The organism is Amaricoccus solimangrovi, from assembly GCF_006385685.1.
Classification (GTDB): domain Bacteria; phylum Pseudomonadota; class Alphaproteobacteria; order Rhodobacterales; family Rhodobacteraceae; genus Amaricoccus; species Amaricoccus solimangrovi.
Map to the genome: position 1 here is coordinate 65,692 of NZ_VFRP01000006.1, position 14,593 is coordinate 80,284.

The following is a 14,593-nucleotide window of genomic DNA, read 5'->3' on the forward strand; positions in this document are numbered from 1 at the left end:
TCCCCGAACCGTCAGATCCCCCGCCTGTTCCCTTGCCTCGCGGCTTCGCGGACATACGCCGATCTCATTACGGAACCGACCTTCGAACGAGGCGTTCCCCTCCGAGACCCCGACGGCCGGAGGAAAACCGTGCGAGACACCGCGCAGACCTTGCGGAGAGACGATTCGCTGCATGGTTCCATCGTCGAGCTGATCCCGGCGCTGCGCGCCTTCGCCCGATCGCTCGCCCGCGATCCGACCGAGGCGGACGATCTCGTGCAGGAAACGCTGATGAAGGCGATCGCGAACACCGACAAGTTCCAGCCCGGCACGCGGCTCAGGTCATGGCTCTTCACGATCATGCGCAACAGTTTCTCGACGCGCTGCGTGAAGGCCAACCGGGAGCGCCCGGGCGGGGCCGACTGCGTCTCCGCGCTGCCCTGGACGGAGGCGACGCAGCACTGGTCCTCGGAACTGCGCGAGGTGATGACGGCGATCCGGACTTTGCCCCGCGCTCAGCGCGAGGTGCTGGTTCTGGTCGCGATGCTCGGCATCGAATACGACGAGGCGGCGCGGATCTGCGACTGCCCGATCGGCACGATCAAGAGCCGCCTCAACCGCGCCCGCGAGCAGCTTCGGCTGGCGCTTGAGCCTCCGGCGGGCAATCGCGGCCCGCGTTCCTGAGTCTGGCCTCCAGCTCGGCCGCGGCGGCGAGCAGGCGCTCCGGGACGGGATCGGCTTCCATCTCCATCCGCGCGCGCGCCAGCGCGGCGTCCACCGCGTCCCCGGACTCGCTCCGCTGATCTTCCGGCCACTGATCTTCTGGCAGAGACATCGTTCTGACTAACCTATGTTACTCTAGGAGAGCATGGTCACCTCCGGCTCCGAAATCAAGCCGGGCCTGCCCCCTCCCATCGATACATTCGCGCCGCGGGCTCTTCGGCGGACGCCCGGTGAGATCCCTTGGGAACATAGCACCCGCGACCTGGTTTCGGCGCGGCGCTCGCCGCCGCCGCCCAGGCGGTGGAGCATCACGAGATCACGCGCTACGGCAGGCGGAGAAGACGGCCGATTCGGATCTCACCGCGATCGTGGAGGAGCGGGTGAACCAGGCGGCGAAAGTCTGATCCGGAAAAGCTTCCCGGGCGGAACGGTCCCGCCCGGGAAGGCGCGGCGGCTCAGTAGCCGCCGATGATGGGCAGGATCTCGCCCGTGATGTAGCTCGAGCACTGCGGCGAGGCGAGGAACACGTAGGCGGGCGCGATCTCCTCGGGCTGCGCCGGGCGCTTCATCTTCGACCCCTCTCCGAAATGCGCGACGCCCTCCGCCTGCTTGTCCGACGGGTTGAGCGGGGTCCAGACCGGCCCGGGGGCGACGCAGTTCACCCGGATTCCCCGCGGCAGCAGGTTCCCCGAGAGCGAACGGGTGAAGGCGTGGATGCCGCCCTTCGTCATCGAATAGTCGACGAGGTTCTTCGATCCCTCGATCCCCGTGACCGACCCGGTGTTCACGATGGCCGAGCCCGGCTCCATCCGCGGCACCGCGGCTTGGGCCATGTGGAAATAGCCCTCGAGATTGGTGCGAAGGGTCAGGTCGAAATGCTCGGGCGAGAGGTCCATGAAGTCCTTGGTATGGACCTGGAAGGCCGCGTTGTTGACGAGCACGTCGAGCCGTCCGAGCGCGCGCACCGTCTCCTCGACCGCGCCTTGGCAGAAGTCGCGGTCGCGCACGTCGCCCCGGAGCACGATCGCGCGCCGTCCCTCGGCGGCGACGGCGGCGCGGGTCTCCTCCGCGTCGGTGTCCTCGGCGAGGTGGGCGATGGCGATGTCCGCGCCCTCCCGCGCGAAGAGCACCGCGACCGCGCGGCCGATGCCGGAATCGGCGCCGGTGATCAGCGCGACCTTGCCCTCGAGCTTGCCGGAGCCCTTCCAGAAGGGCGCGTCGTACATCGGCGCGGGATCGAGCTTGGCCTCCGCGCCGGGCTTCGCCTGATGCTGCTCGGGGAAGGGGGGCACCGGATATTCCCGCGCGCCGAGCTGCGCCGCGCCGCTCTTCCCGCGCTCGGCGCTCTCGTCGTCGCGGCGGACTTCCTTCTGGATGCCGCGCTGCGCGTCCACGACCGCGCGGGTGTCGCCCACCTCCGCCTCGGTTCTTGGCGCTTCGCGGACCTGATCCTGATCGTTCATGCTCTCGAACTCCTCGTCTCGACGCGTCCGGGATCGGGCGCGCCCACGCATGGGGTCCGAAGCCGCGGCCGGGCGATTTGTTCCGTCGCGGCTCAGGGCTTGGCTGGTTCCGGCGGAGCCTGCGAGAACCAGGCCGCCAGCATGTCGATCTCCTCGTCCTCCAGTCCCGCCGCCGCCCGGGCCATCACGTTGGCATAGGGGCCGCCGCCCCGCTCGCCATCGCGGAAAAGGCGGAGCTGGGCCGCGAGATAGGCCGCGGGCTGGCCGCCGAGCCTGGGGACGGAGGGGTTCTTCCGCGGCTCGCCGTGGCAGGAGAGGCAGGCGGGCACGCCATGCTCCGGACGGCCGACCCGGGCGATGGCGGGCGCGGGCGTGGCCGGCGCGGGGTCCGCCCCTCCGTCCGTGGCCGGCAGCCGGGCGACATGCCGGGCGATCTCCGCCAGCGTCTCCGACGGCACGCCGTTCACCGCCTGCGCCATGATGCCGCTCTCCCGCCCGCCTTGGGCGTAGGCGGCGAGGCTCTGGCGCAGATAGGTCTCGGACTGGCCGGCGAGCCGGGGCACGCGCGGCCCGCCGCCGCGGCCCTCGGGTCCGTGGCAGCCGGAACAGCCGGCCGGAAGCGTCCCCTCGGGCGCGGTGACAAGCCCGGCGTAATCCTCCGGCGAGAGATCGGGCAGCGCGCGCAGGAAGGCGACCATCATCAGCCCCTCGTCGTCGCGCGCCTGGGCGGGCCAGGCGGGCATGCCGGTGAAGCGGACGCCGTGCATGACGATGCGATGGAGCTCCGCGTCGCTCCAGCTGCCGACCCGCCCGACGAGGTCCGGCGGCTTCGGCAGCATCCCGAGCACCTGCGGAGGGCGGGGCTTGCCCGGGGCGCCGTGGCAGGGCGCGCAGCCCCGGTCGTAATGGCCGGCGGCGGGGCGGAGCGCGTCGTCCGGCGGGGCCGGCACCGGATCGAGGAGCGCGGCGGTCCGGACCGAGGAGCGCATCGTGAAATGCAGGAACCAGTCGGTGACCGCCCAGTGCCCGGAAGCGGCGCCGACCCCGATGACGCCGAGCCAGGCGAGAAGCAGCGCGGCCGGTGGCGCCACGAGAAGGGCGTAGAGAAGGTGGCGCGCGCGGATCCTCATCGGCCGGGCTCGAGCATTCGGGTCATGAGCGCCAGACCACCGGCGAGATAGGCGAGGGCGCCGACGGCGAGCATGACCGTGCCGCCGAAATTCTGGTCCGCGCCGGGGCCGAGCGTCAGGCCGAGGCAGGTCACGGAGGCCGTGCCGTAGAGCGGCCGGGGCGCGAGGGCGAGCAGCGCGCCGAGCAGCGTCATGTGCATCGAGGTGAAGAGCAGCCCGACGGCGCCCGCGAGGCCTCCGGCCCGGAGGCAGGCGTGCCAGAGCAGGAAGCCCGCCGCGAGGAAGCTCGCCTGTTCCGCGACGGTGGCGGGAAGCGAGGTCTCGGCGGCGGCGCGCAGCGCCGGGGCGTGCCAGCCCCAGACCAGCAGGAATTCGACCACGGTGGCGACCCCCGGACCGAGCAGCGCCGGCATCCCGGGCAGTCCGAGCGCGAGCAGCGGCGCGGTGAGGGCGACGACGCCCATATGTGCGATCATGTGCGCCGCGAAGGAGGCGCGGTCGGTCCCGAGCAGCGGGCCGCCCCAGATCAGCGCGAGCACGGCGAGCCCGGCGATGAGGAACGCGGACCTCATGGCCGGCAATCCGCCAGGAAGACCGCCGGCAGCGCCTCGAAGACGACGGCGGCGAAGCTGAGGCCGCAGAGAAGCAGCGTCGCGAAACCCTGGAAGAGCAGGCGCTCCTTACGCGTGGGCTCGTCGTGGGGCGGATCGCCCGAGCCGAAGCCCCATTGCCGCCAGGCGAGCATCCCTGCCACGACGATCCCGCCGAGCGCCACCGCCGTCGCCCCCGCGACGCCGAGGCGCACGAGCGCGAGGTCGATCCCGCGCGCGCAGGCGAAGGCGGCGGCGACGTAGCAGAGCAGGAAATGCGCGGCCCAGATCACCGGCGCGGTGAAGAGGGTCCAGAGGCTCTCGATTTCGCGGGGGAGGAGGTGGAACATCGCGCGGCCCTCAGAGCGCCAGGGGAAAGAGGCCGACGACCGCGAAGGCGACGATCGCGGTGGCGGCGAGGAAGTGGAAATAGAGCGTCGTGTTGCGCAGATCGGCGTCGTGGGCGGGGGTGAGCCGCCCCGCGACGCCGCGCGCCACGCAGTAGATCTGCATCACCAGCCCGACGGCGACATGCGCCACGGTCCAGATCACGATCACCCAGACGGTGGCGGGATAGACATGCGCGGTCGGATCGAGCCCCGCGGCCCAGGGGCCCGCGAGCCCCGCCGCCGCGCCGCAGAGGGAGAACGCGGCGCCCGCGATCAGCGCCAGCCGGGCCAGCCCGGGCGCGCCCCCGCGGTTCCAGGACCGGGCCGCGACCGTCGCCGCCCAGGCGAGCAGGACGAGCGCGGTCGCGAGCATCGGCCAGAGCGGTCCCGGCCCCTCGTGTCCGGCGGCGAGGTCGGGCGTGATCGTCCAGTAGAAGAAATAGCCGAAGACGAGGCTTGCGAAGGCGGTCGCATCGCCCGTCATCGTGATGAACATCCCCCACCAGCCGACTGCGCTCTGGCCGGAGACGTAGAGGGGCAGCGTCTCCCCGCGCCCGATCGGCTTCGCGGGCTTCTCCGGGATCTCGGCGGTGCCGGTCCAGATCCAGGTGAGAAGCGGGATCGGGAAGAGGACGGCGAAGACGAGCGTGGTCAGCCACCAGTGGAAGGTGAGCGCGATGAAGACGCCGCCGAGCGTGATCGCCGAGGCGAGCGGAAGCCAGGACGGTCCTGCGACGCGCAGCACCTGCTCGGGCGCGGCGTCGAGCACCGAGGTGATGAGCGCCTCCCGCCGGCCCTCCTCGGCGTCGGGCAGGTAGCCATTGCCCGCCCGCAGTTCCGCGACGAGATCGGGCTGTTCCCAGACGGGGTAGCGGCTCTCGATGCGCGGGATCGAGCGCAGGCCCCAGGTCTCGTCCGCCTGCGCCGCCCATTCGAGCGTGCCCGCGTTCCACGGATTGTCCGGCGCCACCGCGCCCCGCTTCGGGCGCAGCACGTCGAAGACCACGACCAGAACCCCCGCCGCGAAGATGGCGGCGCCGATCGATGAGAGGAGGTTGACGAGGCCGAGGCCCGCCTCCGCCGGATAGACGAAGACGCGCCTCGGCATCCCCCAGAGCCCCGCCAGATGCATCGGGAAGAAGGCGAGGTTGAAGCCCGCGAACATGGTCCAGAAGGCGATCCGCCCCACGCGGTCCGAGAGCATCCGCCCGCTGACGAGCGGCCACCAGTAGTAGATCCCGGCGACGACGGGAAAGAGCATGCCCCCGGCGAGCACGTAGTGCAGATGCGCGACGACGAAATAGGTGTCGTGCGCCTGCCAGTCGAAGGGGGCGAGCGCGACCATGACGCCCGTCAGCCCGCCGATGACGAAGATCGCCACGCCGCCGGTGCCGAAGAGCATCGGCGTCGAGCGCGTGACCCGGCCCGCGAGCATCGTCGCGAGAAAGACGAAGATCTGCACACCGGTCGGGATCGCGACCGCCTCCGAGGCGGCGGAGAAGAAGGCGAGCGAGATCTGCGGCAGCCCCGTCGCGAACATGTGGTGGACCCAGAGGCCGAAGCTCAGGAACCCGGTGCCGACGGCGGCGAGCACGATCCAGGAATAGCCGACGATCGGCCGGCCCGAGAAGGTCGGCACGATCATCGCGAGGATCGCGATCGAGGGCAGGAAGATGATGTAGACCTCCGGATGGCCGAAGATCCAGAAGAGGTGCTGCCAGAGCAGCGGATCCCCGCCCCGCTCCGCGTCGAAGAACGGCCAGTCGAACATCCGCTGCATCTCGAAGAGCAGGTCGCCCGCGATCAGCGGCGGAAAGGCGAAGAGGATCATGCCGGCGACGATCAGGAGGTACCAGGCGAAGAGCGGCATCAGGTTGATCCGCATCCCCGGCGCCCGGCATTTCATCACGCCGACGATGATCTCGACCGCGGCCGCGATCGAGGCGACCTCGATGAAGGAGAGGCCGAGCAGCCAGATGTCGGCGCCGATGCCGGTGAATTCCTCGTCGGTGGCGAGGGGCGGATACATGAACCAGCCCGCCGAGGGCGCCGCGCCGAAGAAGATCGAGCCGCAGACGAAGATCCCGCCGAGAAAGAAGCTCCAGAAGCCGAAGGCGCCGAGCCGGGGGAAGGGCATCTCGCGCGCGCCGAGCATGGCGGGCAGCAGATAGATCGCAACCGCCTCGAAGATCGGCACCGCGAAGAGGAACATCATCACCGTGCCATGCAGGGTGAAGGTCTGATTGTAGAGATCGGCGGAGACGAGGTCGTTCTCCGGCACGGCGAGCTGGGCGCGCACGAGAAGCGCGAGGCAGCCCGCGAAGAGCATGAAGACGAAGGCGGTGCCGCCGTACCAGACCCCCACCTCGGTATTGTTGACGGCGGACAGATAGCGCCAGCCCTTCGGCGTGGCCCAGACGGTCCGCAGCCGCTTCTCCTCGGCCGCGCGGCGTTCCGCGTCGGATGGGGCGGTCATCGCAATCCTCCGAGCCAGGCGGCGATCGCCGCGCGTCGCGTGTCGGGGAGCATGTCATAGGCCGGCATCAGCGCGCCGGGCTTGACCGCGGCGGGATCGGCGATGAAGCGCGCGATCGCCGCCTCGGAGAGGGGCAGGGTATCCGCGCCGAGGCTCCGCCGCGCGCCGAGATGGGAGAGATCGGGGCCGACGCGCCCGTCCGCCTCCGTCCCCCGGACCGTGTGGCAGGCGCCGCAGCCCTCCGCGACGAAAGCATCGCGCCCCTCCGGATGAGCCGCGACGCCGGGGGAGGGCGCCGCCTCGGCCGCGAGCCATGCGCGGAAGGCCTCGGGCTCCTCCGCCACCGCGACGAGGCGCATCAGCGCGTGCGAGGTCCCGCAGTATTCCGCGCAGGCGCCCTCGAACACCCCGGCGCGCTCGGCGGTGACCGTGAGCCGGTTCACCCGGCCGGGGATCATGTCCATCTTGCCCGCGAGCGGCGGGATCCAGAACGAATGGATCACGTCCGGGCTCGCGAGGCGCAGTTCAACGGGGGTGCCGACCGGCAGGCGCAACTCGTTCGCGCTCGCGACGATCGCCCCGTCGGCCGTGCGATAGGTGATCTCCCACCAGAACTGGTGCCCGGTCACCTCGACCACCAGCCCCGGCGGTTCCGCCTCGGCCCAGGGCCTCAGCCCCGGCATCAGCCACAGCGCGTAGGTGAGCAGCGCGCCGAGCACGGTCGTCGGGAAGACGGCTCCGGCCCAGAGGATCAGCCGGCCGGCGGCCTGGTCGCTCCAGCGGGCGCGGCGCGGTCGCCGCGCGTGGAGATAGGCCAGCAGGACGCCTAACCAGATGAAGGCCCCCGCGATCACCATCACCCGGAAGAGGTCGGCGACCGCGCGCGCCTCGGCCCCGCCCGGATCGAGCGCGGAGCGCGCGCCGGCGCAACCGGTGAGGGCGAGAAGCGCGAGGCCGAGCGCGGCCAGACCCCTCCGCGCCCCGGTCCGGCCGGCCGCGCCGCGGGAAGGCTCCGGGGTCAGGTCCGTCTCCCGCGTCGGGGCATGTAGTCCATCGGCCGGATCGGACGCGCGGTCGATGCCTGGGGGCCGGCGGGGCTCTCGCCATGGACGAGCGTCAGTTCGAGCGCGTCGCCCTCGCTGAGACCGTCGAACCCCTCCTCCGGCACGGCGTCGCGGTGGAAGTAGATCTCGCGGCCGTCGTTGGTCGCGGCGAAGCCATGGGAGTCGAAGAGCCTCAGGATCCGGCCCTGGAGCGCGGCGGGGTGCAGCTTGGTCTCGTTCCGGGCCTTCTGGCCATGCGCCTCGAGCTGGCGGTCCATCGCGTCGAAGGCGTCGCGCACGGCGACGAGGGGATCGAAATGCGCGCCGCTCGCGCCGGGATCGCGGCTCACCACCAGTTCCTTGTCCGGAACCCGGGTCTCGACGCGGAGATGGAACTGGCGGGCGCCGCCCGCGCTCCGGTGCGGGGCCTCGAAAACCACGCGGCAGCTGTTCACATGGGCGAAATACCGCTCCATCCGCGCCACCCGCTCCCGGATGCGCCGCTCGATCGCCTCCGACTTCTCGACGTTGTGGAAGGCGATCTCGAGAGGGATGTCCATGAGCTTCTCCCCTTTCAGGCAAATATCCCGAAAACCCCTCATCCGCGCGAGGGTTCCCCATCGGCGGGCGGAGGGAACATTCGCGCGCGCCGCCGGTTGCGCGCCCTCGGACAAACACGGAGTAAGCCAATGTCGGAAGCGGAGATCACCAGGGATCACGACACGATCCGCGCCTGGGCCGAGGCGCGGGGCGGACGGCCCGCGACGGTCCGGGGAACCGGCGCGGAGGAAGCCGGCGTTCTCAGGATCGATTTCGAGCCGGAACGCGCCGAGGGGCTCGAACTCATTTCCTGGGATGCGTTCTTCGAGAAGTTCGACCGCGAGCGGCTCGGCTTCCTGCGTCAGGAGAAGACCGCGGACGGTTCGGTGAGCCGGTTCCACAAGTTCGTCGACGCGGGTTGAGCGGCCCGGGCGGCGGGCGGAACAAACGCCGCCGCGCCGGGTTCGATCGCCGTGCAACGATCACGAAGGATCCCGGAGATGACAGCGACGGAGCAGACCTCGGACCGGCTGCGGAAGGATATCGACCGGGGCCGGGCGGGCGACAAGGTGAACTGGCCCGACCCGGCCGCCGCGCCGCTCGGAACCGACGACGAGGCGGCCGGGACGCCGCCGACGGAGGCGCAGATCCGTCACGCCCGCGAAATGGAAGTGAGGGGCCGCCCGGCCGATACCGAGAGCGGACTTCGCCCCACCGCCCCCGCCGCCCGGGGCAGCGCCCTCGGCTGGATCCTGGGGCTTGGGGCCGCGGTCCTCGTGCTGATCCTCGCCTTCCTCTGGATCTGACCCGGCCCAAGAAAATCGACCGCGCAGCCGATCATTTCGCGGTTTCGCTGGTTGGGGGGCACGGGCGAACGGCGGATCAGGCCGGGCGCCATCAATACGAAAAGGGGATGAAAAGATGAGAACCTTTCTTGCGAGCTGCGCGGTCGCCGCGCTTTTGGCCGGCCCGACCTTCGCCCAGCAGTCGACGACGCCGGCGGCCGGCGGCGACGCGGCGAACGGGCAGGGCGGTACCGGTGTCGTCGTGCTTTTCCTTCCCAACGCGGAGCCGGATTCGCTCTATGCCTCGGACCTGATCGGGATGGACGTCTACAGTTCCGAGAACAAGGATACCGGCAATTACGCCGACCGCGCCGTTCCGAACGCGGACCTCGGGAACTGGAACGACATCGGCGAGGTGAATGACATCGTGCTGAGCCGGGACGGCACCGCGCGCGCGGTGCTGGTCGATGTCGGCGGATTTCTCGGAATGGGCGAGCATACGGTGGCGCTCGACATGAAGCAGGTCCATGTGCTGAGCGACGAGACCAACCGGCAGTTCATCGCCGTGGACAGCACGCGCGACGAACTCGAGAACGCGCCTGAATACGAGCGCCCGGACAGGGACGCGATGAACGCGACCGGGGCGACGACGACCCTCGCGGCGGGCTCAGGCGCCGCGACCATGGCCGATCCCTCGACCGCGGCGATGAACCGGCCCGCCATGGAGCGCGAGGGCTACACCAACGCCAACTATGACACGCTGCGCGCGGACGATCTCGAGGACGCCGCGGTCTACGATACGAAGGACGACAACATCGGCTCGATCGAAGGGCTGCTCGTCTCCGACGACGGCAAGATCGACAAGGCGATCGTCGACGTGGGCGGATGGCTCGGCATCGGCTCGCATCGTATCGCCCTCGATTACGACGAGATGCAGGTGATGACGAAGGACGGCGGGGACGACGTCCGGGTCTATGTCGACCAGTCGCGCGAGCAGCTCGAGCAGCGGCCCGAGTACAAGGACGACTGACCCGGGCCAGTCACCGGTCCGGCGCCTCGGCGCCGGACCGGTTTGGTTGGCCCGCTTCAGGCGCTGCGCGCGAGGAACGGGGTGATCCGGCTCATCTCGGCGCGCGCCATCGTCGCGGCCATGAGCCCGTCCGGCGTTCCGCAGTCGTAACGGCGTCCCCGGAACCGGGTTCCGAAGAGACCGACGTGAATGGCGCCCTCGGCGATCGCGTCGGTAAGCTGGATCTCCCCGCCGGCGCCGGGGGCGGTCCGGGCCAGATCCTCGAAGATCCGCTCGTCCAGGATGTAGCGCCCGACCACCGCGAGGCAGGAGGGCGCCGCTTCCGGCCGCGGCTTCTCGACCATGCCGCTGGCGCGGATGAGCCGGCCTCCGGTCGGCCCCTCGGGGCGCAGCACCCCATACCGGCGAAGCTCCGCGCGGGGCGCCTCCATCACGGCGACGACATGGGCCGAGCCGGCCATCGCCCTCGCCTCGATCATCTCGCCGGCGCAGGAGGGGCCGAGGATCAGATCGTCGGGCAGGATCACCGCCACCGGCCCCGGAAGGGCATCGCCGCGCGCGCGGAGCACCGCGTGTCCGAGGCCACGCGGCGCATCCTGGTGGACCACGCGGATCTCGATGTCCCGGTCGACCGGAGCCGCGGCCATCCGCCGTGCGAGTTCGGGCTTGCCGGCGGCTTCCAGCGCCTCGGCGAGCGCGGGATCGGGCCGCAGGTAGCGTTCGATGGCAGGCTTGGTCTCGTTGGTGACGACGATGAGCCTGCGCGCGCCGGTCGCCGTCGCTTCGTCGAGTGCGAATTGCAGCAGAGGCGTATCGTAGACAGGGAGAAGCTCCTTGGGGACCGCCCGTGTCGCGGGAAGGAACCGCGTGCCGAGACCGGCCGCCGGGATGATTACCGTCGGGATGATGGAGGGCATTCGAATGGATTCCGTACTTTCAATGCTTTCAACAATGGGGCCGGACGGAACACCTTCCGCCTTCGCGAAACATGTCGTCCGGCAAGCGCCGCGGCGCCCGCGGCGATCCTACACGGAGCGCGCCTCGGTTTCGAGGGCGGTCGCGAGTTCCCGGGGATCGATGACGCCGGCCTGGAAGCATTCGAGCACACGGAGCGCGACCTGATTGCGGCCGACACTGGTGTTGATCCCGTGCTTGAGGCAGTAGCTTTCCACGGCCTCCGACAGAATTGCCAGTTCCGTGGGAATCGCCACACCCGAGCCAACCATTTCGTTCTCCCCCCTGTCTCTATCGGCAGGAGAGCACGTTGGCCCGGGACGCGAGTTTCGTCGTTATCACATGTTATTTCGCGCGAGCTTGGAACCCATGTTAAGGCATTATAACGACTTTTCCGGATCCGCCGGCACCAGCCAGGCCGACTCGCTCACCATTCGGAAGGCCCGGACGCCGGGGCGGGCAAGGCACCGCCCGCCCCGGCGGATCCCTCTAGCGCGGATCCCCGACGCCCCGCCGCTCGGCCTCGGCGGATCCGGCGTCGCGCAGGCGCTCGCTCGCCTCGGCGACGCGGTCCGCGACGCGCTCCTTCATGTCGGAGGCTTCGGGCAGGTGACGGTTCACGTCACCGAGGGTTTCCTGAGCGATGTCGGCCGCCTCGTCCGCCACGGCGCGGGCCGTGGCCATGGCCTTCTCTCCCTCCTCCTCCGCGAGGTCGCGCAACCCTTTCTTGACGCGGTCGCTGTGCGAGCCGAGCAGCCGGTCCTCCGCTTCCGAACTCGGAAGGGCGCCGCCGAAGGCCGCGCCGACCGCGAGCGCCAGCGCCCCCAGCAACAGGGGCTGGTCGCGCATCAGATCGCCGAGCATGTCGCCGGCTTCGTCGCTCCAGCCGCCGATCCGCGACCCCGCCGCGTGACCGGCGCGCCCGAGCCCACGCCCGACGCCGTGGCCGGCGTCCCAGGCACCCCGAGCCGTCCGCTCCGCGCCGTGGCGGACGCCGCGTCCCGCGCCGCGCACCGCGTCGCCGGCCTGCGAAAGCGCCTCGCCGGCGCTGCTCGCCCATTCCGCCGCCGTGTCCCGCGCCGCGCCGGCCGCGTCGCTCGCACGTTCGGCCAGCCCCGGCTCGTCCGTGTCGGCGCCGCCCGATCCATAGACGGGTGAGACGACGGAGCCGTATTCGCGTTCGGTGGATCCATAGGGCCGGCTCCGGGTTCCGTTCCCCCGGTACCAGTCCGCTTCGTCGCGATAGTCCCGGCGTGCCGACGTGCCCGAACCGGCCATCAGCCAGACGAGTCCAACCCCGGTGAGGAGCGCGGGAAGGGGATTGTCGCGGAGCGAACGGCCGAGGTTGCGTCCGAGATCGCCGCCGTTCTCGGACACGACCTTGACCACCTGGTCGAGCATGTTGCCGGGCGAGACCTTGCGCTGAAGCGCGTCGATCGTCTCCGCCACCCGCTCGCGCTCGCGATTGACCTCGCGTTCGAGCGTGGCGGAATCCTGAGTGCCCGGATCGGTATCTTGCTGCGCCATCACATCTTCCCCTTGACCATTTCAGCGTCGCGGGTCGTCGCCCGGACGGTGCGCCGCGGTGCCAGGCTCGTCGCCTTCAGGTTGCTCATGCCGCGGTTCGCGAGCACATAGGCGATGATCGCGAAGACCACCCCGACGATGATCGCCGACCAGCTCGCGTTGAGCCCGGCGTCGGTGATCGCGGCCACCAGCGCGGCGGCGAGCACGTTGAGCGCGGTCAGCGCGATCGCGAGCGCGGCGGCGAGCGAGCCGACCGCGACCATGACCTGCGTCGCCTTCTCCTCCGTCTCCGCGCGGAAGAGCTGGATCTCCTTGCGCACGAGTTCCGTCACATGGGTGACGAGATCCCCGATGAGGAGCGGCGTGGCGCGTTCCTGTTCCTCAGGCATTGGTGGCTCCTCCCGGCGAGACGACGGAATCCGCTGCGCTCCCGACGCCGCTTGCGCCGGGCGTCACCGAGGGTTTGGGAGGCGGGGACGCATGGGAGGGGGTCGTGGGGCTGGGTGTGGGCGCGGGCGCGGAATACGGCGAACGCGTCGGGGTCGGCGCGGAAGCGCGGGCGAAGCGCGCCATCGCGAATCCCGCGAGCGCGGCGACGCCGAGGAAGGCGGTCGGGTTGCGCCGGCCGAATTCCGACAGATCGCCCACCATCGAGCCGAGGCTCTTGTCGCGCAGGCTTTCCGACACGTTTCTCAGGCCGCCGGCCGCGCTCCGCATGAAATCGCGCTGGAGCGGGGAATCCCCGAGCTTCTCGGCCGCCGCGTCCAGCCCCTCGGCCGTCCGCGCGATCTCGTCCGCGACGGAACTGCTGGCCTGCCGGGCCTGGTCCTCGACGGCCGCCTTCGCGTCCTCGAGCCCCGAGCGCGCCGCGTCGCGCGCCTCCGCGAGGCTCTCCCCCGCGACGGACTTCGCCTCGCGGACCTTCTGGCCGAGTTCCTCCCCGGCGGTCGTGGGCCGGCCGGTCATGGCCGGTTGATCCTGGTTCATCTGGGTCTCCTTCGGATACCTGCGTGGCCGACGGACGACAGCGGCGCGATCGGAGCCGTCGGCATTCGGGTCGGACGGTGGCGGTAGCGCACGGCTGTTCTCCAAGACTGGCTCCACCGAACCGGCATCGGGGGCGGTTGTTCCACCCGGCCGCGAATTGCCGACCGAGACCGGCGGAGAGCCGCGACCGCGGCCTCAGCCCTCGCCGGGCCGCGCCATCCGGCGATGCATTTCCGCCAGGACGGTGTCGGGGAGGAGGCCGCTGAACACGGTCCGGACCTTGTTCATGAAGCCGGTCACCACGCCGCTCTCGCCCTCGCACATCGCCGCGTAGCCCTGGCGGGCGACATCCGCGGGATCGGCCTTGTCGGCCCGGCCCACCTTCGTGTCCTCCATTCCCGCGGTCTCGAAGAAATCCGTCTCGGTGGCGCCCGGCATCAGGCAGGTTACCGTGACGCGGGAATCCCTGAGTTCGTCGCGGAGGCCGACGCTGAAATTGTCGAGGAACGCCTTCGTCCCGTTATAGACCGCCTGGAAGCTGCCGGGCAGGAAGCCTGCGATCGAACCGGTGATCAGGATCCGGCCCCGGTCGCGCGCCCGCATCCGGCGCCCGACATGGTGAACGAGGCGGACGGTTCCCTCGATATTGAGTTGCACGACACGCAGCGCGCGTCCGAGATCCTGGTCGAGGAACGCGCCGCCGAGGCCGATCCCGGCATTGGCGAGGAGCGCCTCCACCGGCCGCGACCCCACCGCCGCGATCAGTCGCGCGACCCCGTCCGGCGTCGCGAGATCGGCCTGGAGCGTTTCCACCTTGGCACCCTCGGCGCGCAGCGCTTCCGCCGCCTCCTCGATCTCCGCCGTGTCGGAGCAGATCAGCAGCGCGTAGCCGTCCCTGGCGCAGCACCGCGCGAGTTCGAGCCCGATCCCCGACGAGGCGCCGGTGACGACCGCCAGTCCCTGTGACATGCCGTCCT

17 protein-coding genes are annotated in these 14,593 nt (G+C 70.7%); 4 read left to right on the forward strand and 13 right to left on the reverse strand.

The features are described 5' to 3' along the window. The first annotated feature begins 129 nt into the window (after positions 1-129). The gene (locus FJM51_RS08130) at positions 130-663 is read left to right on the forward strand and encodes a sigma-70 family RNA polymerase sigma factor (RefSeq protein ID WP_233713044.1); all 534 of its coding nucleotides are present in this window, start codon (positions 130-132) and stop codon (positions 661-663) included. A 494-nt stretch (positions 664-1,157) separates the two neighbouring features. Here the strand turns inward: FJM51_RS08130 and FJM51_RS08135 are convergent, their stop codons facing one another. From FJM51_RS08135 to FJM51_RS08165, 7 genes are all read right to left on the reverse strand, one after another. Then, complete coding sequence (locus tag FJM51_RS08135; RefSeq protein WP_140453632.1) at positions 1,158-2,165, reverse strand: SDR family oxidoreductase; 1,008 nt, start codon at positions 2,163-2,165, stop codon at positions 1,158-1,160. 92 nt (positions 2,166-2,257) lie between these two features. Further along, the gene (locus tag FJM51_RS08140) at positions 2,258-3,295 is read right to left on the reverse strand and encodes a c-type cytochrome (protein ID WP_140453633.1); all 1,038 of its coding nucleotides are present in this window, start codon (positions 3,293-3,295) and stop codon (positions 2,258-2,260) included. Next, entirely contained in the window at positions 3,292-3,867 is a 576-nt protein-coding gene (locus tag FJM51_RS08145) for a cytochrome c oxidase assembly protein (protein WP_233713045.1), read from the reverse strand. The genes FJM51_RS08140 and FJM51_RS08145 overlap by 4 nt, the downstream gene beginning before the upstream one ends. After that, positions 3,864-4,235 (reverse strand): hypothetical protein, encoded by a 372-nt coding sequence (locus tag FJM51_RS08150; RefSeq protein WP_140453635.1) that lies wholly within the window; start codon positions 4,233-4,235, stop codon positions 3,864-3,866. The genes FJM51_RS08145 and FJM51_RS08150 overlap by 4 nt, the downstream gene beginning before the upstream one ends. A 10-nt stretch (positions 4,236-4,245) precedes the next feature. Beyond that, complete coding sequence (ctaD, locus tag FJM51_RS08155) at positions 4,246-6,750, reverse strand: cytochrome c oxidase subunit I (RefSeq protein ID WP_181164488.1); 2,505 nt, start codon at positions 6,748-6,750, stop codon at positions 4,246-4,248. Then, positions 6,747-7,607 (reverse strand): cytochrome c oxidase subunit II, encoded by an 861-nt coding sequence (locus tag FJM51_RS08160; RefSeq protein ID WP_140453751.1) that lies wholly within the window; start codon positions 7,605-7,607, stop codon positions 6,747-6,749. Before FJM51_RS08160 ends, ctaD begins: the two co-directional genes overlap by 4 nt. A gap of 161 nt (positions 7,608-7,768) precedes the next feature. Then, positions 7,769-8,353 (reverse strand): HPF/RaiA family ribosome-associated protein, encoded by a 585-nt coding sequence (locus FJM51_RS08165; protein WP_181164489.1) that lies wholly within the window; start codon positions 8,351-8,353, stop codon positions 7,769-7,771. 129 nt (positions 8,354-8,482) lie between these two features. Between FJM51_RS08165 and FJM51_RS08170 the strand changes: the two genes are divergently transcribed. The 3 genes from FJM51_RS08170 to FJM51_RS08180 all read left to right on the forward strand — a co-directional run bounded on the left by FJM51_RS08170 (position 8,483) and on the right by FJM51_RS08180 (position 10,148). Then, positions 8,483-8,755, forward strand: coding sequence for a hypothetical protein (locus FJM51_RS08170; protein ID WP_140453638.1), 273 nt, complete (start codon positions 8,483-8,485; stop codon positions 8,753-8,755). Between the two features lie 78 nt (positions 8,756-8,833). Beyond that, positions 8,834-9,139 (forward strand): hypothetical protein, encoded by a 306-nt coding sequence (locus FJM51_RS24335; protein WP_233713046.1) that lies wholly within the window; start codon positions 8,834-8,836, stop codon positions 9,137-9,139. A gap of 115 nt (positions 9,140-9,254) precedes the next feature. Continuing rightward, a complete protein-coding gene (locus tag FJM51_RS08180) occupies positions 9,255-10,148 on the forward strand; it encodes a PRC-barrel domain-containing protein (RefSeq protein WP_140453639.1) in 894 nt (297 codons plus the stop codon). Positions 10,149-10,204: 56 nt separating this feature from the next. On the opposite strand, the gene FJM51_RS08185 is transcribed toward FJM51_RS08180, so the two are convergent. The 6 genes from FJM51_RS08185 to FJM51_RS08210 all read right to left on the reverse strand — a co-directional run bounded on the left by FJM51_RS08185 (position 10,205) and on the right by FJM51_RS08210 (position 14,585). Further along, positions 10,205-11,065, reverse strand: coding sequence for a UTP--glucose-1-phosphate uridylyltransferase (locus FJM51_RS08185; protein WP_140453640.1), 861 nt, complete (start codon positions 11,063-11,065; stop codon positions 10,205-10,207). Positions 11,066-11,173: 108 nt separating this feature from the next. Next, complete coding sequence (locus FJM51_RS08190; protein ID WP_140453641.1) at positions 11,174-11,374, reverse strand: hypothetical protein; 201 nt, start codon at positions 11,372-11,374, stop codon at positions 11,174-11,176. A gap of 217 nt (positions 11,375-11,591) precedes the next feature. Then, positions 11,592-12,629 carry a DUF3618 domain-containing protein gene (locus tag FJM51_RS08195; RefSeq protein WP_140453642.1) on the reverse strand — a complete coding sequence of 346 codons (1,038 nt, stop codon included), beginning with the start codon at positions 12,627-12,629 and terminating at the stop codon, positions 11,592-11,594. Next, positions 12,629-13,018 (reverse strand): phage holin family protein, encoded by a 390-nt coding sequence (locus FJM51_RS08200; RefSeq protein WP_140453643.1) that lies wholly within the window; start codon positions 13,016-13,018, stop codon positions 12,629-12,631. Before FJM51_RS08200 ends, FJM51_RS08195 begins: the two co-directional genes overlap by 1 nt. Further along, a complete protein-coding gene (locus FJM51_RS08205; protein WP_140453644.1) occupies positions 13,011-13,616 on the reverse strand; it encodes a hypothetical protein in 606 nt (201 codons plus the stop codon). Before FJM51_RS08205 ends, FJM51_RS08200 begins: the two co-directional genes overlap by 8 nt. A gap of 195 nt (positions 13,617-13,811) precedes the next feature. Then, positions 13,812-14,585: an SDR family NAD(P)-dependent oxidoreductase gene (locus FJM51_RS08210; protein WP_140453645.1), complete on the reverse strand. Its 774-nt coding sequence runs from the start codon at positions 14,583-14,585 to the stop codon at positions 13,812-13,814. Positions 14,586-14,593: the final 8 nt, after the last annotated feature.

Bases quoted from the DNA above. Each gene is read 5' to 3' on its own strand.
- FJM51_RS08150 (WP_140453635.1), bottom strand. From the start codon at position 4,235: ATGTTCCACCTCCTCCCCCGCGAAATCGAGAGCCTCTGGACCCTCTTC.
- FJM51_RS24335 (WP_233713046.1), top strand. From the start codon at position 8,834: ATGACAGCGACGGAGCAGACCTCGGACCGGCTGCGGAAGGATATCGAC.
- FJM51_RS08140 (WP_140453633.1), bottom strand. From the start codon at position 3,295: ATGAGGATCCGCGCGCGCCACCTTCTCTACGCCCTTCTCGTGGCGCCA.
- FJM51_RS08200 (WP_140453643.1), bottom strand. From the start codon at position 13,018: ATGCCTGAGGAACAGGAACGCGCCACGCCGCTCCTCATCGGGGATCTC.
- FJM51_RS08210 (WP_140453645.1), bottom strand. From the start codon at position 14,585: ATGTCACAGGGACTGGCGGTCGTCACCGGCGCCTCGTCGGGGATCGGG.
- FJM51_RS08190 (WP_140453641.1), bottom strand. From the start codon at position 11,374: ATGGTTGGCTCGGGTGTGGCGATTCCCACGGAACTGGCAATTCTGTCG.
- FJM51_RS08165 (WP_181164489.1), bottom strand. From the start codon at position 8,353: ATGGACATCCCTCTCGAGATCGCCTTCCACAACGTCGAGAAGTCGGAG.
- FJM51_RS08170 (WP_140453638.1), top strand. From the start codon at position 8,483: ATGTCGGAAGCGGAGATCACCAGGGATCACGACACGATCCGCGCCTGG.
- FJM51_RS08145 (WP_233713045.1), bottom strand. From the start codon at position 3,867: ATGAGGTCCGCGTTCCTCATCGCCGGGCTCGCCGTGCTCGCGCTGATC.
- FJM51_RS08185 (WP_140453640.1), bottom strand. From the start codon at position 11,065: ATGCCCTCCATCATCCCGACGGTAATCATCCCGGCGGCCGGTCTCGGC.
- FJM51_RS08160 (WP_140453751.1), bottom strand. From the start codon at position 7,607: ATGGTGATCGCGGGGGCCTTCATCTGGTTAGGCGTCCTGCTGGCCTAT.
- FJM51_RS08180 (WP_140453639.1), top strand. From the start codon at position 9,255: ATGAGAACCTTTCTTGCGAGCTGCGCGGTCGCCGCGCTTTTGGCCGGC.
- FJM51_RS08195 (WP_140453642.1), bottom strand. From the start codon at position 12,629: ATGGCGCAGCAAGATACCGATCCGGGCACTCAGGATTCCGCCACGCTC.
- ctaD (WP_181164488.1), bottom strand. From the start codon at position 6,750: ATGACCGCCCCATCCGACGCGGAACGCCGCGCGGCCGAGGAGAAGCGG.
- FJM51_RS08205 (WP_140453644.1), bottom strand. From the start codon at position 13,616: ATGAACCAGGATCAACCGGCCATGACCGGCCGGCCCACGACCGCCGGG.
- FJM51_RS08135 (WP_140453632.1), bottom strand. From the start codon at position 2,165: ATGAACGATCAGGATCAGGTCCGCGAAGCGCCAAGAACCGAGGCGGAG.